The 23,742-nt window shown below is 67.5% G+C and carries 28 protein-coding genes; 9 read left to right on the forward strand and 19 right to left on the reverse strand.

The genetic code is table 11. The features are described 5' to 3' along the window. Window positions 1-236: 236 nt before the first annotated feature. On the reverse strand, window positions 237-953 hold the full coding sequence (locus BES08_RS12130) for a FliH/SctL family protein (protein WP_069708444.1): 717 nt from the start codon (window positions 951-953) through the stop codon (window positions 237-239). A gap of 9 nt (window positions 954-962) precedes the next feature. Beyond that, window positions 963-1,991: a flagellar motor switch protein FliG gene (locus BES08_RS12135; protein WP_036527424.1), complete on the reverse strand. Its 1,029-nt coding sequence runs from the start codon at window positions 1,989-1,991 to the stop codon at window positions 963-965. A gap of 103 nt (window positions 1,992-2,094) precedes the next feature. Between BES08_RS12135 and BES08_RS12140 the strand changes: the two genes are divergently transcribed. From BES08_RS12140 to BES08_RS12160, 5 genes are all read left to right on the forward strand, one after another. Then, window positions 2,095-4,839 (forward strand): NHL repeat-containing protein, encoded by a 2,745-nt coding sequence (locus BES08_RS12140; protein WP_069708445.1) that lies wholly within the window; start codon window positions 2,095-2,097, stop codon window positions 4,837-4,839. Window positions 4,840-4,850: 11 nt separating this feature from the next. Further along, complete coding sequence (locus BES08_RS12145; RefSeq protein WP_069708446.1) at window positions 4,851-5,276, forward strand: flagellar basal body protein; 426 nt, start codon at window positions 4,851-4,853, stop codon at window positions 5,274-5,276. A 545-nt stretch (window positions 5,277-5,821) separates the two neighbouring features. Then, complete coding sequence (locus BES08_RS12150; RefSeq protein WP_069708447.1) at window positions 5,822-6,919, forward strand: helix-turn-helix domain-containing protein; 1,098 nt, start codon at window positions 5,822-5,824, stop codon at window positions 6,917-6,919. Between the two features lie 121 nt (window positions 6,920-7,040). Then, window positions 7,041-7,742 (forward strand): SatD family protein, encoded by a 702-nt coding sequence (locus BES08_RS12155; protein ID WP_069708448.1) that lies wholly within the window; start codon window positions 7,041-7,043, stop codon window positions 7,740-7,742. Continuing rightward, entirely contained in the window at window positions 7,712-8,128 is a 417-nt protein-coding gene (locus tag BES08_RS12160) for a hypothetical protein (RefSeq protein ID WP_008830096.1), read from the forward strand. The genes BES08_RS12155 and BES08_RS12160 overlap by 31 nt, the downstream gene beginning before the upstream one ends. Window positions 8,129-8,142: 14 nt before the next feature. Here BES08_RS12160 and BES08_RS12165 read toward each other — a convergent pair whose 3' ends face one another. From BES08_RS12165 to flgC, 9 genes are all read right to left on the reverse strand, one after another. Then, on the reverse strand, window positions 8,143-9,285 hold the full coding sequence (locus tag BES08_RS12165) for an alpha/beta fold hydrolase (RefSeq protein WP_069708449.1): 1,143 nt from the start codon (window positions 9,283-9,285) through the stop codon (window positions 8,143-8,145). A 74-nt stretch (window positions 9,286-9,359) separates the two neighbouring features. After that, the gene (locus tag BES08_RS12170) at window positions 9,360-9,800 is read right to left on the reverse strand and encodes a hypothetical protein (RefSeq protein ID WP_008830098.1); all 441 of its coding nucleotides are present in this window, start codon (window positions 9,798-9,800) and stop codon (window positions 9,360-9,362) included. After that, window positions 9,790-10,083, reverse strand: coding sequence for a rod-binding protein (locus BES08_RS12175; RefSeq protein WP_008830099.1), 294 nt, complete (start codon window positions 10,081-10,083; stop codon window positions 9,790-9,792). Before BES08_RS12175 ends, BES08_RS12170 begins: the two co-directional genes overlap by 11 nt. Before the next feature lies 1 nt (window position 10,084). Beyond that, complete coding sequence (locus BES08_RS12180) at window positions 10,085-11,185, reverse strand: flagellar basal body P-ring protein FlgI (protein WP_420873446.1); 1,101 nt, start codon at window positions 11,183-11,185, stop codon at window positions 10,085-10,087. Between the two features lie 77 nt (window positions 11,186-11,262). Continuing rightward, window positions 11,263-12,339, reverse strand: a complete 1,077-nt coding sequence (gene flhB / locus BES08_RS12185; RefSeq protein ID WP_069708451.1) for a flagellar biosynthesis protein FlhB — start codon at window positions 12,337-12,339, stop codon at window positions 11,263-11,265. A gap of 1 nt (window position 12,340) precedes the next feature. Beyond that, entirely contained in the window at window positions 12,341-13,120 is a 780-nt protein-coding gene (locus BES08_RS12190) for a flagellar biosynthetic protein FliR (protein WP_008832786.1), read from the reverse strand. Window positions 13,121-13,297: 177 nt separating this feature from the next. After that, window positions 13,298-13,561 carry a flagellar biosynthetic protein FliQ gene (locus BES08_RS12195; RefSeq protein WP_008832787.1) on the reverse strand — a complete coding sequence of 88 codons (264 nt, stop codon included), beginning with the start codon at window positions 13,559-13,561 and terminating at the stop codon, window positions 13,298-13,300. A gap of 186 nt (window positions 13,562-13,747) precedes the next feature. Next, window positions 13,748-14,089 carry a flagellar hook-basal body complex protein FliE gene (gene fliE / locus BES08_RS12200; protein ID WP_008832788.1) on the reverse strand — a complete coding sequence of 114 codons (342 nt, stop codon included), beginning with the start codon at window positions 14,087-14,089 and terminating at the stop codon, window positions 13,748-13,750. Window positions 14,090-14,099: 10 nt separating this feature from the next. Further along, window positions 14,100-14,510, reverse strand: a complete 411-nt coding sequence (gene flgC / locus BES08_RS12205) for a flagellar basal body rod protein FlgC (protein ID WP_008832789.1) — start codon at window positions 14,508-14,510, stop codon at window positions 14,100-14,102. Between the two features lie 108 nt (window positions 14,511-14,618). On the opposite strand from flgC, the gene BES08_RS12210 reads away from it, so the two are divergent. The 3 genes from BES08_RS12210 to fliP are packed head-to-tail and all read left to right on the forward strand — an operon-like array spanning window position 14,619 to window position 16,063. Further along, entirely contained in the window at window positions 14,619-14,852 is a 234-nt protein-coding gene (locus tag BES08_RS12210) for a FliM/FliN family flagellar motor switch protein (protein WP_008832790.1), read from the forward strand. 3 nt (window positions 14,853-14,855) lie between these two features. Next, window positions 14,856-15,278, forward strand: a complete 423-nt coding sequence (locus BES08_RS12215) for a FliO/MopB family protein (protein ID WP_069708452.1) — start codon at window positions 14,856-14,858, stop codon at window positions 15,276-15,278. Further along, window positions 15,278-16,063, forward strand: a complete 786-nt coding sequence (gene fliP / locus BES08_RS12220; protein ID WP_069708453.1) for a flagellar type III secretion system pore protein FliP — start codon at window positions 15,278-15,280, stop codon at window positions 16,061-16,063. The genes BES08_RS12215 and fliP overlap by 1 nt, the downstream gene beginning before the upstream one ends. 123 nt (window positions 16,064-16,186) lie before the next feature. Here fliP and BES08_RS12225 read toward each other — a convergent pair whose 3' ends face one another. Genes BES08_RS12225 through motA form a run of 3 tightly spaced genes read right to left on the reverse strand, consistent with a single transcriptional unit; the run spans window position 16,187 to window position 18,404 of the window. Beyond that, the gene (locus BES08_RS12225) at window positions 16,187-16,630 is read right to left on the reverse strand and encodes a hypothetical protein (RefSeq protein ID WP_083274666.1); all 444 of its coding nucleotides are present in this window, start codon (window positions 16,628-16,630) and stop codon (window positions 16,187-16,189) included. A 12-nt stretch (window positions 16,631-16,642) separates the two neighbouring features. Next, entirely contained in the window at window positions 16,643-17,506 is an 864-nt protein-coding gene (locus BES08_RS12230) for a flagellar motor protein MotB (RefSeq protein WP_069708454.1), read from the reverse strand. A 13-nt stretch (window positions 17,507-17,519) separates the two neighbouring features. Further along, window positions 17,520-18,404: a flagellar motor stator protein MotA gene (gene motA, locus BES08_RS12235; RefSeq protein ID WP_008832795.1), complete on the reverse strand. Its 885-nt coding sequence runs from the start codon at window positions 18,402-18,404 to the stop codon at window positions 17,520-17,522. 174 nt (window positions 18,405-18,578) lie between these two features. On the opposite strand from motA, the gene flaF reads away from it, so the two are divergent. After that, a complete protein-coding gene (gene flaF, locus BES08_RS12240; protein ID WP_008832796.1) occupies window positions 18,579-18,947 on the forward strand; it encodes a flagellar biosynthesis regulator FlaF in 369 nt (122 codons plus the stop codon). Window positions 18,948-19,130: 183 nt separating this feature from the next. Here the strand turns inward: flaF and BES08_RS12245 are convergent, their stop codons facing one another. The 5 genes from BES08_RS12245 to BES08_RS12265 form a co-directional block, all read right to left on the reverse strand. Beyond that, window positions 19,131-19,988, reverse strand: a complete 858-nt coding sequence (locus BES08_RS12245; RefSeq protein WP_037521533.1) for a hypothetical protein — start codon at window positions 19,986-19,988, stop codon at window positions 19,131-19,133. A gap of 274 nt (window positions 19,989-20,262) precedes the next feature. Further along, the gene (locus tag BES08_RS12250; protein WP_069708455.1) at window positions 20,263-21,207 is read right to left on the reverse strand and encodes a peptidoglycan-binding protein; all 945 of its coding nucleotides are present in this window, start codon (window positions 21,205-21,207) and stop codon (window positions 20,263-20,265) included. Further along, the gene (locus BES08_RS12255) at window positions 21,204-21,623 is read right to left on the reverse strand and encodes a hypothetical protein (RefSeq protein ID WP_008832799.1); all 420 of its coding nucleotides are present in this window, start codon (window positions 21,621-21,623) and stop codon (window positions 21,204-21,206) included. Before BES08_RS12255 ends, BES08_RS12250 begins: the two co-directional genes overlap by 4 nt. Further along, window positions 21,607-22,941 (reverse strand): flagellar protein export ATPase FliI, encoded by a 1,335-nt coding sequence (gene fliI / locus BES08_RS12260; protein WP_069708456.1) that lies wholly within the window; start codon window positions 22,939-22,941, stop codon window positions 21,607-21,609. The genes BES08_RS12255 and fliI overlap by 17 nt, the downstream gene beginning before the upstream one ends. A 141-nt stretch (window positions 22,942-23,082) precedes the next feature. Then, window positions 23,083-23,487, reverse strand: coding sequence for a flagellar biosynthesis repressor FlbT (locus BES08_RS12265; protein WP_069708457.1), 405 nt, complete (start codon window positions 23,485-23,487; stop codon window positions 23,083-23,085). Between the last annotated feature and the right edge of the window lie 255 nt (window positions 23,488-23,742).

Consider the following 23,742-nt stretch of genomic DNA (forward strand, 5'->3'; position numbering starts at 1 on the left):
TCCGGCCTTCCGAGATCCCGGCGCCGCCCCTGTCGCGCGCCCCGAGGGCATTATAGGATGAGACTAGGCAAGACTTGCCGGGATGCGCAAAAATGTGCGGTTTCCTTATCCTCCCTGTTGCGAAGCAATGGGGAGGTGGCAGCCCTCAGGGCTGACGGAGGGGTTTCTACCCCCTCCACCACCGGCTGTGTCGGCGGTCCCCCTCCCCATCGCTGCGCGACGGGGAGGATTTGGCGTTACAGCAAAACCCCCGCGAGTTCCGCCATCACCGCGGCGCGGCGGGCTTCGGCGTCTACGTTGAGGCCGCCCGAGGTCCATTCTATGCGCGCGTCGCCTTGCGGCACGGCCTCGTCGTCGATCACGGTGATCGCCAGCGGGCGGCCACATTTCGCCTCGCGCGCCTCGACGAGGACGTCCACTTCGTCGCGCATTTCCGGGTTCACGCGGACCACCAGCGCGGTGCCTTGCGCCACTTGCTCCAGCGCGCGGGCCAGTGCCTCGTCCACGGCGCGGGCGGGGGATGTTTCGATGGCGTGGCCGGCCAGCATCTCGGCGGCGTGGAGGGCGACCGCGCCCGCCTCGCCGATCATGCGGCGGGCGACGGCCTCGACCTGCCCCTCGATCCCGTCGAGCGCGGCGTGAAGCGCGTCGGTCGCCGCCAGCAGCGCCTCGCCGCGTTCCGAACGGGCCTGCGCGGCGCCCGCCTCGAAGCCGTCCGCGCGGGCGCGAGCGAGTTCGACGCGGTGCTCGGCCTGCATGCGCTCGATGCGGGATTCAAGGTCCTCGATCCGGTCACGCAAGGATTCGGGCAGGGTTTCCGCGGCGGACGCAGGCTCGGGCTCGCCGGGCACGGGGACCAGCGGCGTATCGACGGGGTGGAAGAACACCCGGTCGAAGCCGAAAGGTTGTATCGTTCCCGCGCCGTCGGCGGGTGCCTTCGGGTTAGTCGCCATCAGTCGTCATCAATAGATCATCGCATCGTCGCTCTTGGGGTCGGCGAGGACGATTTCGCCGCGCTCGCCCAGATCCTTGGCGAGCGTGACGAGGTTGCCCTGCGCGGCCTCGCATTCGCGGGCACGCACCGGCCCCATCGCGGCCATGTCGTCGCGCAGCAGCTTGGCGGCGCGCTCGGTCATGGCGCCGAAGAACAGGCGGCGCATCTCTTCCGGAGCGCCCTTGAGCGCCAGCGCCAGTTCGCGCTTGTTGCAGTTGCGCACGATGACCTGGATCGCGCTCGGCAGCAGGTTCGACAGATCCTCGAAGGTGAACATGAGCGCGCGGATGCGCTCGGCTTCCTCGGGCGCCTTCTCGTCGAGCGCGCCGAGCATCGCCTCCTCGGTCGAGCGGTCGAGCGCGTTGAACAGTTCGGCCATGGTCTCGTGCGGATCGCGGCGCTGCGCGCGCGAGAGGTTGGTCATGAACTCGGTCTTGAGCGTCTGCTCGACCTGCACGATCACGTCCTTCTGGACGGTCTCGGTCTTGAGCATGCGCATGACGACTTCGGTGCCGAAGTCGCGCGGCAGCGCCGCCAGCACCCGCGCGGCGTGGTCGGGCTTGAGCTTCTGCAGGATCACCGCGACGGTCTGCGGGTGCTCGCTCTTGAGGTAGCCCGCCAGCACGCCTTCGCTGACGTTCGAGAGCTTGTCCCACATCGTCCGGCCCGAAGGACCGCGAATGTCCTCCATGATGTCCTTGACGCGCTCGGGCGCGAGCACGCCTTCGAGCAGCCGTTCGGTCGTCTCGTAGGAACCGTGCAGCGTGGTGATCGAGGAGACCTCGCCCGAAAACTGGCCGAGCAGGTATTCGACGACGACGGCAGGCACGCGGCCGAGCGACGCGATCGAGGAGGAAAGCTCCTTGATCTCGTCGTCGTTCAGCTGCTGCCAGATGGGGATTCCGTGCTCCTGGCCGAGCGCCAGCAGCAGCGCAGCCGCCCGCTGGGTGCCCGAATATTTCTTGAGCTCCGGCGGCTCGCCCACCGCGGTCATCATGTTCACTGCGAGATTCCTTGAAAAATGCGCAATTTCATCCGATCGCAAGGTCTTCCTTCTATTTATAGGAGGGACACCCACGCAACCGGCTCACGAGGCACAATTGACGATAAGTCTGAATAATGGGTTGATCGGCCTGTCGGTTCTGGGAGGAACCTCGGCCTATTCATCCTATCAAAGCAGCCTCGCCTCGTCCGACAGCGTGGCGGTGACGGCGGCCAAGAAGGCGTTCACCACACCCACGACGACGGCGCCGTGGCTCGATGCCCTGGGCACCGATACTGCGACCAGCGCGCAAGTCGCGGCGGTCAAGCGGCTCGCCTCGATCATCGATGCCAATGGCGACAGTTCGCTGGAGGACCTGCCCGACGTCCAGACCGCCTTTACCGCTTACAAGGCGTTGGAAAACCTGCGTATTCTGACACAGGCGGGAACCTCCAAGACGATCTCCGCGACCGAGCGCGCGGCCTTGCAGAAGAGCTTCGCGCAAGGTCTGGCGGACCTTCAGGGCTACCTTTCGAGCGCCGATACCGACCTTCTCGAACTCGGTTTCGGATCGGTGACGAGTAGCACCCGCACCCTCGGCGTCGAGGCCCGCTACGCCACCGGCGCGGTTGCCGGCACCGGCGTTTCGACCACCCGCGCGGCCCCGGTCGAGGGTATGACGGGCAGTGAAATTTTTCAGGTGACCCTGACCCGCGGCACCACCAGCGAGGTCGTCAGCGTCGATCTTTCCCAGACGAGCACACAGCCCCCGACGCTTGATTCGGTCGCCGCCGCGCTCAATGCCGCGATCGGCGCGAAGATCGCCACGAACGCCAGCGGCACGCCTATTCTCGACGCCGAGGGCAATACGACCTCGCAGTGGAAGTCGCATTTCACGGTCGAGAAGACCGACGGCAAGTGGGGCCTCACCTTCAACCCCGCAGGCATCGAGAAAGTCTCGATCGATCAGGTCGCGGCGGGCGATGCGCTGATGGTGGCGAGCGGCGAGACGGCGACGATCTCGGGCACCAAGTCGCCCACCTCGGCCAATGTCTACCGCATCGAGGATCTGGCCGGATCGCTGACCTGGGAGCGGCTGAGCAAGATCAACGCCGTGGATACCGACGCCACCGCCCGCACCGCCGCGAGCGCGGCCGCCACCGCCAAGTCCACCAAGACCGAACTGGCCAAGAACGCCGACTACACCGTCGTTTCGGCGACCGCCGCCAATGCCATCGCCACCGACGCGGACGGCTATAGCTACATCGTCGGCACCACCGCCGGCGACATGGGCACGCAGACCGGCGACGGCACCGACGACCTGTTCCTCACCAAAGTGGACAGCGAGGGCACGGTGGTCTGGCAGCGCAATCTCGGCGCGGCAGGCACCGCCTCGGGCGCGGCGGTGACGATCGCGCCCAACGGAGAGATCGTCGTTGCGGGCACCGTCTCGGGCGCATTCAACGGCAGCGACGATACCCAGACCGACCTCCTCGTCAGCCGCTTCAGCACCAAGGGCGAGGAGCTTTCGAGCACCGCGATCCGTCAGGTCGGCAACGAGACCGCCAGCGCGGTTACGGTCGGCAATGACGGCTCGATCTACATCGCCGGGCGCGCCTCTACCGGGGGCGGCGACGCGGTGATCGTCCGGCTCGACGCGGCGGGCAAGATGCAGGAGCGGCGCACCATCGACAGCGGCGGGTCGGACTCGATCTCGGCCCTCGCCATCGATGGGGACGGCAATCTGCTGGCGCTGACCAACGAGAAAGGCGTCGCCACCTTGCGCAAGATCGCCGCCGGATCGCTGGGCACGGACCTCGGCTCGGTGGCGCTGGGCAACGCCTCGGCCAAGGCGATCGCGGTGTCGGACAGCGGCCAGATCGCCGTCGTCGGCACCACCAGCGCGGCGCTGAACGGCGCGCAGGTCAACGGCCTCTCCGGCGGAACCGACGCCTTCGTCACCCTGATCGAGCCGGATTTCTCCACCACCCTCACCAGCTACATCGGCACCGACAGCGCCGATCAGGCGGACAGCGTCGCCTATCTGAACGGCGCGCTCTATGTCGGCGGGCGCACGGCGGGGACGCTGGGCGGGACCAGGTCGGGCAGCGTGGACGGCTTCGTCGCGCGGATCGATCCCGCCGACGGCTCGGTGCAGACGGTCTCGCAATGGGGCCAGCGCAGCAGCGCCGTGGAGCCGGTGCGCATCACCGCCGTCGCGGGCGGGGCGACCAGCGGCCTCGGCGCGCTTGGCCTGCACCGCGGCGTGCTCAACCAGCAGAGCACCGGCGACCTCGTGGCCGAGACCTCGCTGCGGGTGGGCGACAGCTTCAAGATCAGCGTCGACGGCGAGACCGCGCGCACCGTCACCATCGAGAAGGGCGAGACGATGACCAGCCTCGCCGCCAAGATCCGCAAGATCACCGGCACCGACGCGACTATCACCACGCCCTTCACCGACGGCGCCTCCAGCCTCAAGATCGACGTGAAATCCGGCCACACGCTGGAACTGATCGCGGGCGCGGACGGCAAGGACGCGCTGGGCAAGCTGGGCCTCGATCCGATCCGCCTCGTGCCCTCCAAGGTGCTCGATCCGAAAGCCGCCAAGGTGACGCCGGGGGGGCGCTTCAACCTGAACTTGTCCAGCGCGCTGACGCTGACCGACGCCACCACAGCAGGCACCGCGCTTTCCCGGGTCAAGAGCGCGCTGTCGATGATCCAGTCGGCCTATCGCTCGCTCTACTGGGATTCGGGCAAGGCGGCGATCGTCGACGGCACCATTTCCGGCAGCGGCGGCAGTGCCTACCAGCAGGCCAAGCTCGCCAGCTATCAGGCGGCGCTCTCGCGCCTCACCGGTTCCTAAGGAGGCACCCGATGTCCACCCTCCCCCCCCTGTTCGACGGCATGGGCCGCGCCATGAAGTCCATGGCCGAACGCCAGCGTGTCATCGCCGAGAACGTCGCCAACTCCGAGACGCCCGGCTACAAGGCCCGCACGGTCGAGGCGCCGGACTTCTCATCGCTGGTGGACGGCCAACTGGGCTCGAGCGGCACGCCGCATGTGGTGCGCCCGCATGTTGAACTCTCGGGCAGCATGACCGCGCTGGGCGCCAGGGCCCCGCAGGCGGGCGGGCGGATCGTCCTCGACGGCAATACCAGCGAGACCAAGCCGGACGGCAACAACGTGACGCTGGAAGACCAGCTCCTGTCGCTGGGGCAGGTCCAGCAGGACTATGCGGCGATGACCAACCTCTATCGCAAGCAGATGGCGCTGATGACGACGGCGGTGGGCAAGGGATGACCTGCATCCTCCCCGTTGCGCAGCAATGGGGAGGGGGACCGCCGACGCAGTCGGTGGTGGAGGGGCAGCGCGCTCGAAGCCCCCTCCGTGAGTCGCTGCGCGACTGCCGCCTCCGCATCGCTTCGCGACAGGGAGGAATGAGCCGACACTTAAAGGATGTGCCTTGGCGAGCAGAAAATTCGCCCTCTCATCCCCAATTTCGCATCCATTTCGGACCTTGCAGCGTTACCCTGCAAACCCACAGATTCCGCCGTTTTGAGCATCCACACCCCGGTTTTGCGGAGGGCAAGTGCCCGGATTGCGCAAGAAATGCGAAATTTTAAGGATATCGCAAGGCAGTAAGCGCCAATTCCCAAGTTCCGCCAATCAAGCGGCGGTCGCGAAAAAGACCCGATTCGGCAGAACCCTCCGAATGGGCGCATTGACCGGGAAGGTCGGACATGAAAAGTCCCGGCCATCCCCAGAATGGAACAAGATCTGCGATGAACGACAAGTTGCCCGAATTAAGCGATCGGGCCGGTCCACGGCAAGTAACGGAGGCGGCGATGACGACAATCGATTACCATCGCACGCTCGTGTTCCCGAACCGCATCCGCAAGTTCCGCAAGCAACTCAATATCGGCAGCCTTCTGGAATTGTCGGAGCGGCTTTCGGGAATAACCTATATCCGCCTCTCCAAAATCGAGCGGGGAGAGATTTTCGCCCGGGCCGACGAACTGCGTGATCTCGGCCGCGCGCTTGGCGTGGACCCGGTGGAACTGCTGATCGACGTCGATGCCCCAGGTTTCGACGTCGCCGCATGGGCGGAACCTCTCCACGGCCCCGCCCCTGCCGACCCTGAGGGCGAACTGCGCGCGGTGCTGCTCGCCGCCGCCCTGCGCGCGCGGCGCGGCGGCGATCCGGCGCTGACGATCGCGGTGCTCGAAAGCGAATATGGCATTGCCCCGGTGGTACTGTCGCGGATCGAGAATGCGCTCAAGCCGCTGGAACGCTGGAACGAGGACGTGCGGGCCGCCCTGCGCCGCCTGTTCGGCGCGCCCGACGACAAGGCGCTAATGGCCGAGGTCGAGGCGCTCCACGCCGCCGGGGACCTCGACGCGGTGCTGCCGATGGTCGCCAACCCCGAGATCCGCCTCACCAAGTCGCGCACGCGCATCGCAGCGCTGAAGGACGAACTGAGCGGCGGCGCGCCTGAGGTTGCTGCTCCTGTAGCAGCACGGGCAACGATTCCAACTCCGGCGCCGAAGATCGAGCCTATGGCTCCCGACCACGCCGCGACCCTGCGCCTGCTTCCCGTCCTCGGCACCCCCCTGCCCGGCGGCCTGATCGCGCCAACCCCGACCGGCGCCGAGGTCGAGGCGCCGCGCAGCGCGGGTCCGCGCGCCTATGGCCTGCGCCTCGGCCGCCCGACGCTGGGCGCGGGACTACCCGGCCGCGCTACCTTGGTGGTGGACCCCGACCGCTACCCCGCCACCGGCGGCCTCGCCGTCGTGCGCGAGGGTGAGGCGCTGCGCGTCCTCTCCGTCGCCGCCGACCGGAACGGCCGCATGCTCGGCTATTCGCAAAGCCCCGATCTGGAAGTGATCCTCGACACCCTCGCCCCGGCCGACGTCGCGGCGGTGCTCTCGGCGGTGTTCGAGTAAGGGCGACGCATTCACGGCGCTCGCGATTCGTAACCCGTTTTTGGGGTAATTCCTCAATTATACCGAGTTTGGGTTAAAAACTTAATTGACCCTTTTTTGGGTTAATGCCATCACCGCGTTCATGGCTTCCTCCCCCTCCTTCCATGCCGTCCTCATGGGCGATCTCGTGGGGAGCGAGCGGCATGCGGACCCCCGGGACCTGCATGCCCGGTTCAATGCCGCGATCGACCGCCAGAACAAGGCCCTTGCCGCCGACATGGCCTCGCCATTGACGATAACGCTCGGCGACGAATTCCAGGGCCTGTTCACCTCGCTGGTAGCTGCCGCGCAAGCCGCGCGCGAGATCCGCTTCGAGTTGCTGGGCAAGGACATCGACTGCCGTTTCGTGATCGGCAGCATCGATCTTAGAACACCGGTCAATTCCCGGCGCGCCTGGAACATGATGGGGCCGGGCTTCGCCGACGCGCGGGAACGTCTGGGGGAAAAGCGCTCTGCGAGCCGTTATCGCTTCTCCTTCCCGCAGTACGAGCTTCTCGAAACCCTGCTGGAAGCAAGCGGCGCAAGCCTGACCGCCATCGAACGCAGGTGGTCGCAGGCCCAGCGCGGCGATATCGTCAAGCTGCTGGCCGGGGCCTCGGTCGCCGAAGTGGCGCACGCCCGCAATGTCAGCGTACACAACGTCTACAAAGTGCGAAGCGCAGGCGACTTCGAGCTGTATGTTATCCAGTGGGCCGCCATTCACAAGGCGCTCGCCGAACTTGACCATCGATACCGATTGCCGGGGGCCGACAAATGGGGTGCGCATTCCTTTACACCGCAGTAGCCCTGATACTGCTGACTTGGGTGGGCAACCTGATCTGCCGGGGGATCTTCCACCTCAGCGGCCTGAAGGATTCCATCGCGCATCTTTCTACCCCGGCGCACAACGCGGGCCGCTGGATCGGCGTATTCGAACGGCTGATCCTGGCCACGGGGATCATCGTCCATAGCTGGGAGATCCTTGCCGCCGTGATCGCGCTCAAGACCGTCGCGCGCTTCAAGGACATGGACGAGCGCAATTTCGCCGAATACTTCCTGGTCGGATCGCTGTTCAGCATCTTGTGGACGATGCTGGTGACGAGCGCGTGGATCGCATATGACCACAACGCGGGGATCGACTTGCGCAAACACACCGAGCAATGGCTCGGAATTCAGGCCGGGAAGGGCTGACCGGGGATCGTCTTTCAGAACGTGCCGCAGTTGCCCGGTGCCTTGCGGCCGGCGAAGCGGGCGTCGATCCAGTCCAGCATCGCCGCCGCATCGCTGCGCGCGACGGTCTCGTGCCGGCCCCCCTGTATCGACATGAAGCGCACGGTCCTGCCCCGCCTGCAGGCGAGGCGGGCGAAGTCGCGCACCACGGCCGGGGCGACGATCGTGTCCGCCGTTCCGGTCGCGATCAGGGCGGGGACCGGGATCGCCGCTGCCGAGGGACTGTTTGCGCGCATCATGCGGCCCCACGGCTGCTGCCGGGATAAATCGAGCCTGGCGATCGCCCGCTGGGCAATGGCGATGCCGACGATGGTGCCCAGCTTGGGCCGGGCGTCGAAGCGCACGCAGTTGTTGTCGGCGAGCCGCATCATCACGCGCTGGACCGAGGCCGACCCGAACGTCGCCATGGGCGCGCCGTAGAGCCGCGACCAGCTGGTCGCCGTATAGGCGATCAACAGGGCGCGCACGCGCGGGTCGCTGCCTTCCGTCAAGTTGCGGGCAAGGTCGGTCGGCGGCACCACCGCGACGATCCCCGCCAGCTGCAGCTCGGGCGCGTAGCGTGCCTGGATCTGGCCGGACCACAAGGCTGCGTGGCCGCCTTGCGATTCCCCCCAGAGCGCGAAGCGGGTGCCGCTCGCCGCCGCCGGGATGCGACGCGCCGCGCGCACCGCATCGAGGGTGGAACGGCCCTCGCTCACGCCGATCAGCACCGGATGCACGCCTTCCGACCCCAGCCCCGGATAGTCGGGCGCGACCACGGTATAACCGCGGGCGAGGGCGTCCTTCAGGCCGGGGATCACGGTGAAGTTGTCGTCCCCCAGCGACGGCGCGCAGCGGCGCGCGATGCCGACCAGCCCGTGCGTCCAGGCGATGACCGGCCGGGCGGGAGCAGCGGGAGCGGGGGCAGCGGGGGCGACGACCATGCCGGTCACCGCGAGGGGCCGGTCTTTGTCGTCACGGGTCCAGTAGCGGATGCGCCAGGCCTTCATGCCGGCAGGCGCGGTGGCGACCGGATCGGCCGCGATCAGCGTGCCCGCAGGCTGCGCCCGCGCCGTCGAAGCGGTGAATGCCATGGCCGCCGCCAGCAGCAGAACCGGTTTCCCGCAGATACCGCCCATCAGGCCGCTCCTTCCCGAAACAGACTGCGGCCTTAGCACGCCGGAGGGCGGCGGGGCTCCCGAAATTTACCCGCTCAAAACTCCCCATTGAGCGAAATCGGCGTCGTCAGGTCCGCGCGGGCAAGGGTGCCGCTCGCCCCGTAGGCGTAGGCGCGATTGCCGGTCAGGCGCTTGGCCTCGGACGCAATCGCGCCCATCAGGTCGGCCGACAGCTCGATGTGGCGTTCCAGCAGCGCGGCGTTGACCATCGAGGCGGCGCGCAGCTCGCCCAGCGCTTCGGTGAAGCTCTCGCGCAAGGGGGCGTCCAGCTGCGCGGTCCAGCCCGGCTCCTGCCGCGTCACGCGGGCGAGGCGTTCCTCCAGCGTGCCCACGAGCCGCGCCTTGGCCGAGGCCAGCTCGGCCAGGTCGAGCGCGCGGATGCCGCTCTCCAGCGCGCGCGTCTCCTCGCGCATCACTGACGAAAGCGAGGTCATGACTTCGATGATGGCGGCGGCGGTCTCGTTGTCACTCGGCATTGGTCGCGCCCTGCAGGCGGATGATCTGCGCCTCGACCGCAGAGGCGATGCCGAGGCCCTTGCCGGACGCGATGGAGTTGCCGATCTGCTCGGCCAGGATGCCGCGAAACATCTCCTCGCCGTGGCCGCCGGAGAACTGCTCGTCCTGCTCCACGGTTTCCATCATGATCTTGGTGATTTGCCCTGCGAAGACGCCCTCGAACTGGCGCGCCACCGCCGCCGGGCTGCGATCCTGCGAGATGACGCGCGCCTGCGTCGGATAGGTATTGATCGGATCGCTCATCCTACTGCACCGCTATTTCGGCCTGCAGCGCGCCCGCCGTCTTGAGCGCCTGCAGGATGGTGATGAGATCGCGCGGGCTGACGCCCAGCGCATTGAGGCCGCCCACCAGCGTCTGCAGCGAAGTGCCGCTGGTCAGCATCGCCAGCGCCGCACCGTTGCCGTCGTTCGCCTGGATGGTGGTGCGCGGCAATACCGCCGTCTGCCCGCCCGAGAACGGCGCGGGCTGCGAGGCCACCGGGGTCTCGGTGACGCTGATCGTCAGCCCCCCTTGCGCGATGGCCACCGGACTGACGCGCACGTCCGCGCCCATGACCACGGTGCCCGCCGCCTCGTTGATGACGATCCGCGCGGGCTGGTCGACCGCGACGGTCAGGTTCTCGACCTGTGTGACAAGGTCGATCAGCGACCCGCTGCCGTAGGGGCGCAGCTCCACCGTGCCGGGGTCGAGCACTTCGGCCGAGCCGGGAGCCTGCCGGTTGATGGTCTGGGCGATCTGGCGCGCGGTGGTGAAATCGGGGTTCTTCAGCGCCAGTTTCAGCGAGTGGGCATTGCGCAGGTCATAAGGCACCTCGCGCTCGATGATGGCGCCGCCGGCGATGCGCGCAGTGGTCATCACACCCCGGCTGAGCTTCGCGCCCGCGCCTTGCGCCTTGAAGCCGGAGACCGCTACGGGGCCTTGCGCCACGGCGTAGATCTCCCCGTCCAGCGCCCGCAGCGAGGAGACGAGGAGGATGCCGCCCTGCAGGCTGCTGGCGTCGCCAAGGGCCGAGACTTGCACGTCCACGGTCGATCCCGAGCGCGCGAACGGCGGCATCGTCGCGGTGACGGTCACGGCGGCGACGTTCTGGGTGAGCATCTGGGTGCCCCGGATGTTGACGCCCATGCGCTCCAGCATCGCCTGCAAGGTCTCCTCGGTGAAGGGGACGTTGCGGATGCGGTCGCCGGTGCCCTGCAGGCCGACGACCAGACCGTAGCCGACCAGCTGGTTGGTGCGCACGTTCTCGACGTCGACGATGTCCTTGATGCGCGGCTGCGGTCCTGCCTGTGCCACCGAGGGCGACAACAGAGCGAGAAGCGCGAGGAGGACGGGCAGCCGGGGCATCGTGTGCATTATAGGATGAAGTTGGGAGGGGCGGGCCGCAGGCGCGCAATTCCTCCCCCGACGGGGGAGGGGGAGGATCATTTCCCCGCCTTCTTCGCCAGCTTCAGCACATAGCCGATGATCTCCGCCACCGCCTGATAGTGCTCGATCGGGATGGGGTGATCGATCTCCACCGCCGCGAAGAGAGCGCGGGCCAGCGGCGGGTTCTCCAGGATCGGCACCCCGGCCTCGGCCGCGACCTCGCGGATGCGCAGCGCCACCGCGTCCACGCCTTTCGCCACCACGGTCGGCGCGGCGGTCACGCCATGCTCGTACTTGAGCGCGACCGCGTAGTGCGTCGGGTTGGTCACGATTACGCTGGCGGTCGGCACTGCCGACATCATCCGCTTGCGCGAGCGCTGCATCTGGATCTGGCGGATCTTGGCCTTGATCTTGGGATCGCCGTCGTTCTGCTTGTGCTCGTCCTTCACTTCCTGAAGGGTCATGCGCATGCGCTGCATGAAGCTGCGCCGCTGCCACAGGAAGTCGAACAGCGCGAGCCCCGCGACCAGCATCGCCACCGCGCGCAGGGCCTCGAACGCGAGCCCCCCCGCCGCCGCGCCGACTGCGGCGGGAGAGCGGCCGACCAGCCCGTCTACGCCCTGCAGACGCGGCGCCAGCACCATCCACACCACGAGGCCGATAGCGCTCATCTTGGCCAACGTCTTGGCGAATTCCACCAGCGCGCGGGTGCCGAACAGGCGCGAGAAACCGCTGGCGGGCGAGAGCTTGGACCATTTGGGCGAAAGACGCGACCAGCTCATGACCGCGCGGCCCTGCAGGAATATCGTGCTCACCGCCGCGGCCATCAGCACCGCGAAGACCGGCAGCAGCGACACCATGGTATGCCACGCGACCCCGGTTGCGAGCCCCTGCGCGCCGTCCGGATCGAGGCTGAAATCCTCGGCATCGCCCCAGAGCCGCTTGAGCATGGTGCCCAGACTCTCGATCGCCGAGAGGCCGAGCCAGCCCGTCACCGCCAGCGCGCCGGCCATCATGGTGGCGTGGCGGACCTCTGGCGCAATGGCGACTTCGCCGCGTTTGCGGGCGTCGTCGAGCTTCTTCTGCGTAGGCTCGTGTGTGCGCTGGTCCTTGTCGAGGGCGTCATCGGCCATGTCAGAGGGTCCACCCGCTCTGCATGAACGTGGCCATGGCGTTGGCGAAAGCGGTGAGCATCGCCCCCAGCGTCATCGCCAGCACCGAGAGGCCGAGCAGCAGGTTCGCCGGCTGCATGATGAAGAACACCTGGATCGAGGGCGCCACCCGCGCCGCCAACCCCTGCCCCAGATTGAACAGCATGCCGTAGAGGATCAGCGGCGCGCACAGGCTCAGCCCCAGCGCCGTCGCCTGCCCCATGACCGCGACGGCAAGGTGCGCAAAGTCGGCCGCCGGGGGCATCCCGCCGACCGGGAAGCTGGCGTAGGACTTGAAGATCGAGGCGATCCACAAGTGATGCACGCCCGTCGAGAGGCACACCACGATCGCCGCGACACCGACGAACCGCGCCAGCAGCGGCACCTGCCCGCCCATCGCCGCATCGACCACCAGCGCGGAGGACAACCCCACCTGCTGCGAGGCCAGCGCTCCGGCAATGGCGGCGGCGCTGAACAGGATGCGCACGATCATGCCGAGCGCAAGGCCGATCATGACCTCGCCGATCACCAGCAGCGGCATCGACAGGCCGGACTGCAGCGCAGGCGTCACGTGCGGCTCCAGCATGCCGTACATCCCGAAGGTGAAGGCCAGCGCCATGACGAGGCGGATCTGCATCGGCAATCCGTCGTCAGAGAAGGCGGGCAGCAGCATGATGACGCTGCCGACGCGGCAGAACAGCAGCAGGAACGCCGCCGTATCGATCGGCAGGCGCAGCAGGGTCGCGAGGTCGATGGCGTTCATGCGGTCGTGCCCGCGCGGTACACCCAACTGGTCATTCCCGCGAAGGCGGGAACCCAGCTGGTGACATTGCGTGTTGCACCGGCATCAGTTGGGTCCCCGCCTTCGCGGGGATGACGGATCGGATTTTGATGCCCCAGCTCTCGCCTATGCGGGCTTCGATCAAGCACGATCTGCGGCCTAATGCGCGACGATGGCGTCGGCCACGCGGTCCATGAAATTGCTCAGGGCATGGCCGATCATCGGCAGGCTGAGCAGCATCACCACGCCCAGCACCAGCAGCTTGGGCACGAAAGTCAGCGTCATTTCCTGCACTTGCGTCAGCGCCTGCAGCAGACCGATGAGCACGCCGACGATCAGCGCGGCGATCAGCATCGGCCCGCAGATGGTCAGCATCAGCACCAGCGCGGCGCGGGCGAGTTCTATGGCGGCGTCGGGGGTCATGGGGCCATGATCATGGGGCTGTGTGGGCCTCCCATCCTTCGACAAGCTCAGGATGAGCGGAGTGAGCGGAGGATAGGCAAAAGGGTTCCGAGTAAAGGGCCAAAGCCCCCCGACCCCGCTCAAGCTGAGTGCTGAGCTTGTCGAAGCATCGAAGCCCCCCGGACAGGGCGCAACACCCGCTCATCCCTAGATCTGCATCTTCATGATGTCGGAGTAGGCCGAGACCACCCGGTCGCGCACCGCCACTACCGTATCGAGCGCGGTTTCCGCCGCGCCGATGGCGGTGACGACGTCGATCAGGTCGCCCTTGCCGCCGATCTGCTTGATGCTCTGCGTCTCGGCATTGCGCAGCGCGTCGCCGGTCTGCGAGACCATGCTCTCGACCATCGAGCCGAACCCACCGCCGCTCGGCGCGAGACCGCCGGAGGGCGCAAGGCCGCCACTCTTCTGTCCGGTATCGGACAGCGGATTGGTGGCCCGGGCCGCCCGGGCGTAAGCGGAAAGCCCGTCGAGGGAGCCGATCGACATTGCCTCGCCCTTACTTCAGCAGATCGACGGTGCGCATGGTCATGCCGCGCGCCGCCTCGATGGCGTTGAGGTTGGCCTCGTAGGACCGCTGCGCCGCCTTCATGTCGGCGGCCTCGATCAGCGGATTGACGTTGGGCTGCTCGACATACCCTTGCGCGTCGGCGACGGGATTGCCGGGCTGATAGATGCGACCGAAGGCACTCTTGTCCGCTTCGATAGACTTCACGGTAACTTGCGTGGCGCCGGTATTCCGATCGACCTCCGCTGCGAAACTGGCGACGCGGCGGCGATAGGGATCGCCCTCGGCCGTCGTGGCGATGGAGTCCGAATTGGCGAGGTTCTCGGCGATGACGCGCATCCGCAGCGCCTGCGCGCGCAGGCCCGATGCCGAGACGTCGATCGAATTGCCCAGTTCCGCCACACGTGGTCCCCAGATGCCCTTAACCACCTTATAGGCAACTTTTTCCTAGTGTCGCACTACTCCTATAAACTTTTCCCCTATAAAGCTGCCAGTGAAAGGAGACGCGCGGTGTCCGTCCTCGAAGGCATTCCCATCGACCTGCAGATCGTGCTGGGCTCCACCAGCATCCCGGTCCGCCAGGTGCTCAAGATGAGCCGCGGCGCGATGATCCAGCTCGACTGCGGGCAGGACGATCCGACGCGCCTCTACGTCAACGACCGCCTCGTCGCCGAGGGCCGCATCCTCGTCAACGGCGAGGCCATGTCGCTTGAAATCACCCGTGTGGTCCAGGCCGAGCGCTGAAAGGTGGACCTGTTCTCGCTTGTGCGCATGCTGGGTGCCCTTATGGTCGTGTTGGGTGCCCTTGTCTGCGCTTTGTGGGCGGTCAAGCGCTACGACCTGACCATGCCGCGCAAGTGGCTGGAAAAGCTGGGTAATACTGGTTCTGACAAGCGTTTGCAGGTGGTCGAGCGGCTTGCCGTGGACCAGCGCCGCTCGCTGGTGCTGCTGCGCCGTGACGATACCGAATTCAGCGTCCTGATCGGCCCGGAAGGGGTGACGGTGCTGGACAGCGCGGTCGCTCCGAAGGTGGTCGAGATTGTCAAACAAAATGATGAAAATCAGATATTTGATAAGGAACCGGAAGCACAGAAAGCCTCCTTCGCGGCCCGCATTCCAGTGCTCCCGGACGTCTGGTTCACGCAGGACGTGAAGACGGAACTGCACTGATGAGCGCCCCTGCCACCCCTGCCGGTTTCCCCGGGGAAACCGTGCTTCGGCGCATTCTGGCCGTTCTCGCGGTTCTGGTGGTGCTCGCCCTGCCCGTCGCGGCGATGGCCCAGAGTGCTGGCGCCGCAGGCGCAGCGAGCGCCCTGACCGGCGGCGGCACGATGTCGGGCCGGGTGCTGCAGCTGGTGATGGTGCTGACGGTGCTCAGCCTGGCGCCAGGCATCCTGATGACGATTACCTCGTTCACCCGCATCGTCGTGGCGCTCTCGCTGCTGCGCTCGGGGATGGGCGTGCAGGGCGTGCCGCCCAATCCGATCGTCATTTCGCTGGCGCTGTTCCTTAGCTTCTTCGTCATGGCGCCGACGTTCGACGCAGCGTGGAAGCAGGGGATGGGGCCCTACAACGCCGGGCAGATCAACGAAACCGAGGCCCTGTCCCGCGCCAGCAAGCCGTTCCACACCTTCATGCTGAAGCAAGTGCGCGACGACGACGTGAAGCTGTTCGTCAGCCTCTCGGGCAAAGTCCCGAAGAGCCGCGCGGAACTGCCGATGACGACGCTGATGCCCGCCTTCATGATCTCCGAACTGCGCCGCGCCTTCGAGATCGGCTTCCTGCTGCTGCTGCCGTTCCTGGTGATCGATCTTGCGGTGGCGGCGGTGCTGATGGCCATGGGCATGATGATGCTGCCGCCCGCGACGGTCTCGCTGCCGATGAAGATCATCTTCTTCGTGCTGGTCGATGGCTGGGCGCTGGTCGCGGGGTCTCTGGTGAAGAGTTTCGGGTAGCGCCTTGCCGCAAGGGGCTTCGACAAGCTCAGCCTGAGCGGGTTGAGGGCGTTTGTCTCCCTGCGCGCGCCCCACACTCCGCTCATCCTGAGCTTGTCGAAGGATGGGGTTCCAGCGCAGCCCCTACCCCGGCGACGCCTTCGTCACCGCCACGGAGCGTACCGCGTCCTTGCCGTAAACCTCCAGCGCGGCGTCCATCACCACCTTGCGGAAGGCATCGAGCCCCGGCAGCATCCCGTCCGGCCCGCTGGCCATCGGCGTGCGATAGGTCCGCAGGTTCACCGCGTTCATCAATAGCGGCAGCTTCGCGCCCACTTCCTCGGTCGTGCCCTGCGGCACCTCAAGCTGGATCTCGAAGGTTTCGTAGCCCGAAAGCCGCCCGTCGGCGAAGACCAGCGGCGCCAGCACTTCCACCGGCGGCACGAACTCGGTCGGGCCTTTGCCGGGCTTCTTCGCATGGCCCGTCACCAGTTGCGGCGCGAAGTGGAGCACGCCCCAGGCCCCCGCCCCGCCGACGCCGAGCCCCGCCACGGTGGCGAACAGGCCCATCACGATGCGCTTGATCATGCCGCCCTCCGCTCAGAACTTGAAGCTGGCGTCATGCGGCAGCGCGCCCGCCTCGGCCATGACGACGATGGTGATGCGGCGGTTCTCGGGGCGATCGGGCTGGTCGGGATAGACCGGCTCGGTGCCCGCCTTGCCGACGACCTCCGCAAAGCGGTCAGCCGGCAGCCCCGCCGCCACCAGCGCCGCCCGCGCGGCAAGGGCGCGATCAGCCGAAAGCTGCCAGTTTGCGTCGCTGTTCCCGCCCGCGCCATCGGTATGGCCCTCGATGGCGATGCGCGCGTCGATCCCGGCAAGCTGCTTCGCCGCCCGCGTCAGCAGCGCCCGCGCGAATTCGTTGAGCTGCGCGGTGCTGCCCTTGAACATCGAACGCTGCGCATTGTCGACGAGGTGGATACGCATCCCCTCGCGGCTCGGCCGCACGTCGACATTGGCGCGGCCCTGGCTGTCCATCGGCGGCTGCAGCGCGACCTGCATCTCTTGCGCCATGACGCGCAGCGAAGCCGCGGGCACTTCGGCCGTGCCCCCGCGCGCGGTGCCCACGGTCCCGGCCTCCGATGCGGGCTGCCCTTCAGGCTCTTCCTTGTCGCCCTGATTGTTGCGCCCGTGGCCGCCCGATCCCGGCTGCATGCCGGGGTCCTTGGTCAGCGTGGTCGCGGGGTTGGCCTTCTCGGAATCGGCGGAGAAGTATTCGGCAAGGCCCTTGAGCTGCACTTCGTCCGGATTGGCGAGCAGCCACAGCAGCATGAAGAAGGCCATCATCGCGGTCACGAAGTCGGCATAGGCGACCTTCCATGCGCCGCCATGGTGGCCGCCGCCGACCACCTTCTTGACCTTGCGGATGACGATGGGGCGCTTGTCGTTGCCCTTGGTGGCCATGGGTCAGCGCGCCTTAGGCCGGAGCGGCATTGAGCTGTTCCTTCACCGCCTCCAGCGCCGTCTCCATCTCCTGGAAGCTGGGAGCGTAGTTCGACGGCGTCATGCGGCGGGCCAGTTCGATGGCGATCTCGGTGGGCTGCTCCTGCGCGTGGCCGACGATGGCGGTCTTGACCAGCGTGTAGGGCTTGAAATCAGCGTCGATGATCTGCTGCAGCTTCTGCGCGATCGGGCCGACGAGGCAGTAGGCGAGCAGAACGCCGAGGAACGTGCCGACCAGCGCGCCGCCGATCATCGCGCCGAGGATCTCGGTGGGCTGGTCGATCGAGCTCATAGTCTTGATCACGCCCAGAACCGCCGCGACGATGCCGATCGCGGGCAGGCCGTCGGCCATCATCTGGATCGCGTGCTGGGGGCCGAGTTCCTCGTGGTGATGGCGCTCCATGTCGCCCTCCATCGCCTCGGCCAGCTGGTGCGGGTCCTCGAAGTTGACGGTCATCATGCGCAGGTAGTCGCAGATGAACTCGATCAGCTCGTGGTCCGCCAGCAGGCGCGGATAGCGGGAGAACAGCGCGCTTTCCTCCGGCCGGTCGAGATGCGGTTCGATGGCGTTGGCGCCGCCCTTGCGGAAAGTGGCGAGCAGCGCGAACAGCAGTGCGAGGAGGTCGCGGTAGTCCGCCTCCTTCCAGCGCTCGCCCTTGAACACGCGGGCGATGCCCTTGCCCGCCTTCTTCAGCGTGGTCATCGAATTGCCCAGCGCGAATGCGCCCAGCGCGGCTCCGCCGATCGCCATCATCTCATGCGGCAGGGCGTGGAAGATGACGCCCATGCTGCCGCCCGACATCAGGAAGCTGCCGAAGACGCACACCAGAATGACGACGAGGCCGACGATATTGAGCATGGAAATTTCCGAGAAAGCTATGCCCGCGAGAGACGGGACCTTTGCTGAATTATAGGACGCCGTGCTGCATCGCGGTGGTGGCTCGCGCATTTTTCGCAGGCGCGACCGGGCGACGGCCGGGCGTCCTATATGACTCGGGCGACGCTATTTGCCCCACCCCGCCCGGGAGCCCCGATGTCCGTTAACGCCTACGTCCGCGCCCGCAAGGTCGCCGAGACGCCCCGCAGCACCGAATTCCGGCTGATGACCGAGATCACCGCGCAGATGATCGCCGCGCGCGATGCCGGGTTTTCGGGCGTGCAACTGGCTCCCGCGCTTCACCGCAACCGCGAGGTCTGGGGCGCCTTCCGCACGCTGTGCATCGATTCCGCCAACGCCCTGCCCGACGAATTGCGCGCCGGGATCATCTCGCTGAGCCTGTGGGTGGACAAGTACACCTCGCAGGTCATCACCGGGCGCGAGAGCGTGGACGAACTGATCACCGTCAACCGCACCGTGATGGCCGGGCTGGCGAACGAGAACGGCGCGGTGCCGGTGGGGTGAGGACGTAGCGTGTGAGCACGATGCGCCCGATTGAAATACGTCCCCCTCAATCCCTGTGAAGTCATCCCCGCGAAGGCGGGGACCCAACTGATGCCGGTGCAACAGGCACCTTCGGGAGATAGGCTCTCGCTTTTGCGGGAATGACGATGATGGAGTCAGGTGCCTTCGCCGGCATCGTGACGCTCAGTGCGCTGCGACCATCGCCTCGCGGTATTCGGCCATGAGCGCGAAGCGCGGGTCGGCGACGGCGAGGTCGCCCATCGTCTTGGCGGCGCGCTTGGCGATCTGGCGCATGCGTTCGCGGGCAGTCTCGTCCTCGCAACCATCGAGCGCCGAAGTCTCGAACAGGCGGCCCTCAACGACCTGGCGGTTGTGCTGGAGGCGCTGTTCCAGCTCTCCGACCTCTCCGGTATCGAGCACCGGACGGCGCTGCGCCACCGCCCCGGCGGCGCGCTCGGCGCGAGTCAGCTTGCGGGGCTGGGCGCGGCGGCGGATGCGGTCGAGCCCGGAATTGCGCATGTGCTCGACATAGCTGTCGGTCAGCGCGCTCATCGCCGAATGGGCGAGGTAGTCGCTGGCCCCGGCCTCGGTGCGGCCGAGCGCATCCTCGTCGGCGATAGCCGCCAGGATCGACAGCCCCTCCCCGTCCTCGCCCCCGGTGATGGCGTCGAGCGAGACGGTGGTGGCTTCCACCTTGCGCGCGGAGGGGCGCTGGTCGGTCATGACGCGGAAGCGCAGGCTCTGCAGTTCGCCGCGGATCTGCCAGTTCACGAACGTGGTGAACTGCGCCTTCTCCGGCTCGTAAGCCAGGATCGCGCGGTGGACGGCGATCGCGCAGCACTGCTCCGCATCGTCCCAGTGGCCGACGAGGCCATACTGGCGGATGAAATGGCGAATGCGCGGCGCGATCAGCTTGAGGATGCAGGCGAAAGCGCGGTCCACCTCGGCCCGCTGCCGCCGGGTCTGCTCGGTGCCTTCCGGCGGCGTATTGGCGCTGACCGCAGCAACCGCAGCCTCAAGCGCGACAGTGATCTTCGACATGGCGAACCCCGATGGCACGCGCAGCCCCTTGCAACGCATCCATGGGCTCGGAATCTATTCCTATAAATTGGGAACCAACAATCCTATACGAGAGTTATCCACTGATGCGGCAAATTTTGCCGCGCAGATGGAGCGATTTTCCTAGTCGTCGTCCCGGACTTGATCCGGCACAGCTGGCCGAGAACGGCCTATCTTGCCGCGCGCGCAGCCCGGCCTCGCCTAAAGACAGCCACCGGTCCCGGATCAAGTCCGGGACGAAGCAATTGATATAGGATCAGGCAAATCTTTCCGGCCGGACATGTTTGCCGACATAGTCCATCAGCCACGAACGGTGCGCCGCGACCGCACTTCCGGCCTGTGCGATCCGCCGTTCCGCCGCCGCCGAACCGACTTGCGCGCCCAGCAACTTGCGCGCGCGGTCGGGTGAGAGGCCGCCCGCAAGAAACCGCTTCGCATCGCCGACGCCGAGGTGATGGCCAAGGTACGCCGCCTGCGCGACCTCGGTGGTGCCCGCACCGATCGTCGCGCCCGAGCGGCGCAGCGCCGCGACATTGGCGCTGGCATAGTCGGCGACCGCCTCGATCGAGGCGCGCGGATCGTAGCGCAGCGCCAGCAGCGCGCCCCGGCTCTCGGCCTTGACCTGCCCGCGTGCGTCGAGCCAGCCGTTGGCCTCGGCCGTGCTGTTGAGCCAGGTGCCGGAGCGCTCCGCCTCGCCTTCCCACGTCCCGTTGAGGAACTGGCCGAGCCCCGCCGCGCTCGAACGCGGGTTACGCGAATAGGGCTGCCAAGTCCCGCCCGCGCCCTTGGCCGCCTCGGCATCGACGATCGCCGCCAGCGCGGAGGCCGGAAGCCCGGTCCGCTCCGCCGCCGCATCGAGCATCCCGGCATAGCGCGCATTCGGGCCGCCGCCCATGGCGGACACCGCATCGCCGCTCGTCTCGGCCGGAGCCTCGGCCTGCGGCACAGCGGCCGTGTCCAGCGCCGCCTTCGAGTCCGGATCGAGGATCGCCAGCAACCGGTCGAGCCCGATCGGATCGCTCTGGCTGATGGCGGTAATGGAGGACTTGCCCTCGCCTTCCGTCTCTTCCGTCGAGCCCAGCGCCGCGCGCCACAGACGGCCGGACATCTCCGAACGCGCCGTGTCATAGATCAACCGCGCCTTCTGCGACGCCGACAGATTCGCTGCCGTCAGGTTCGAAGAGGCGGTCTTGTCGATCATCGCGCGCGCAGGGTCCGCAGGAAGGCGGCGGCGCTGATGTCGTCGGTGGCGGACTGCTCGGCCGCAGCCTCGCTGCGCAGGGCTTCGGCGCGGTAATCGTCGGCGGCATTCTCGATCCCGCGCAGGACGCCGTAGGCGTCCACGGCGACTTCGCGCAGGGCATCGAGGCGCGCCTGCAGCTGCGTCTCGCGGGCCGAAAGCGCCTGCCGCTCGCCGCGCATGCGCCGCTGCCAGCCCGGCGAGACGAGGGTGAGATCGGTGGCGGCAAGGTCCGCCTCGCGCACCAGCGCAGCGGCGACGCGCATCCGCTCCTGCTCGACCGCGCCCAAGGCGCCCGCCTCGGTGCGGATGGCGCTGCTCACTTCGTCCAGTTCGCGCTGCCGCACGCGCAATGCGGCGTCATAGGGCGTTTTCATGAATTTCCTCCAGAATACCCAAGAGCGCCGCGAAGTCCTCGGCGGCGAAGCTGCGGATGCGCTTGTCCTGGTTGAGCAGCGCCTCGATGCGCGGGGCGAGAGCGACGGCGCGGTCCACTTCGGCATTGGCCCCGGCGCGATAGGCGCCGAGGCGCACCATCTCCTCCATGTCCTTCCACGTCGCCAGTTCGGCGCGCGCGGCAAGGCGGGTGGCGTTGTCCTGCGGTTCCAGACACTGCGGCAAAGTGCGCGAGACCGAACGCAGCACATCGATGGCGGGATAGCGCCCGCGCTCGGCAATCTTGCGGGTGATGACGACGTGGCCGTCGAGGATGCCGCGCACCGCGTCGGCGACCGGCTCGTTGTGGTCGTCGCCGTCGACCAGTACGGTGAACAGCCCCGTGATCGCCCCCTGCCCCGGAGTTCCCGGCCCGGCGCGCTCCAGCAGGCGCGGAAGTTCGGCGAAGACGGTGGGGGTATAGCCCTTGGTCGCGGGCGGCTCGCCTGCCGCAAGGCCGATCTCGCGCTGGGCCATGGCGAAGCGGGTGACCGAGTCCATCAGGCACAGCACGTCGAGCCCTTCGTCGCGGAAATGCTCGGCGACGGCGAGCGTGGTCCAGGCGGCCTGCCGGCGCAGCAGCGCGGGCTCGTCCGAGGTGGCGACGACGACGACGCTGCGCGCCAGCCCCTCCTCGCCAAGGTCATCCTGGATGAATTCCTGCACTTCGCGGCCGCGCTCGCCGATGAGGCCGATGACGGCGACGTCGCACTCGGTCCAGCGCGCCAGCATGGACAGGAGCGTGGACTTGCCCACGCCCGAGCCCGCGAAAAGGCCGAGGCGCTGGCCCCGGCACAACGGCGCGAAAAGGTCCAGCGCGCGCACCCCGGTCTCGATCCGCGCACCGACGCGGGCGCGCGCGGATGCGGGCGGCGGCGCGGACTTTATGCGGCGCTGCTCGCGTCCTTGCGGCAGCGGACCCTTGCCGTCCACCGGGCGGCCGAGCCCGTCCACCACCCGGCCCAGCCAGCCCGAGGAGACACGCAGGCCCAGTTGCCCGGCGGACAAGTCCGCACGCGATCCGGAAGCGATGCCCTCTGGCTCGTTGAAGGGCATGCAGTGGGCGATGCCGTGGTCGAGGCCCACCACTTCCGCCTCGATCGCCCCCACGGGAGAGCGCAAGGTTATCCGCGAGCCGATCCGCGCGGCCCCGGCCAGCCCGTCCACCTCGATCAGCGCACCGCGCACCGCGACGACCCGGCCATACCGCTGGTCGGGCGCAAGCATGCGCAGGCCGGAAGCGGCGGCGGCTAGGGGCATGGCCTCAAGACCGTGCCCCGACCATCAACCTTCCCTCCGTTCGTCATTGCGAGCGCAGCGAAGCAATCCAGGGCGGTGTTAAGCTGCCCTGGATTGCTTCGCTGCGCTCGCAATGACGAGGTTGGGGGTGGCATTGCGCGCTCAGTCGGCTGCGGGCGCCAAGCGGGCCAGCGCCTCGGCTTCGTAGGCGATCAGCCAGCGGCAGTCGGAAAGCGCCTGGTAGAACTGGCCGACCGAGACCTTGTTGGCGAAGGCGACACAGACCGCCTTCGCCTCCGGCGCCTGCAGCGCGCCGAGCAGGACTTCGAGCTTCTCCAGCAAGGTCTGCTGGTGGCGTTCGAGATCGGCCGGGTCGATATAGGCCATCATGCACGCGAAATAGAGCTGCTTAGCCGGCGAGGTCGCATCCTGCGGCTTCATGACGTCGCGCCCGCGCAGGATCGTGGCGTCGTTTTCCAGCACGAGATCGGTGCGACCGACCGCGCGCAGAACCGCGCCGTTCACGATGACCGGCTCGCCGTTGCGAAGCGAAATACGAAGCGTCATGTCCCAGAATGTCCCAGTTAGACCGCCATTATAGGATGGTTTGGGGGTGATCCGGTCATGGCAGGCAATTTTTGCCGGGGTCGCGCATGCCCACCGCGCTGCGACTAGGGCCTGCGGCCCAAGTCTCGCTGCCCCTCCCACAAGCGGGCGGGGCAAACCATGTCAGCCCGCCCGCTTGCGGAAGGGCCGGGAGGCTTGAGAGCGAAGCGAACTAGCCGGACGGGGTGGGCGCCGTTTCGAGCATCCGCGAATTTT

Origin of the sequence: Novosphingobium resinovorum, assembly GCF_001742225.1 — a bacterium.
Taxonomy (GTDB): domain Bacteria; phylum Pseudomonadota; class Alphaproteobacteria; order Sphingomonadales; family Sphingomonadaceae; genus Novosphingobium; species Novosphingobium resinovorum_A.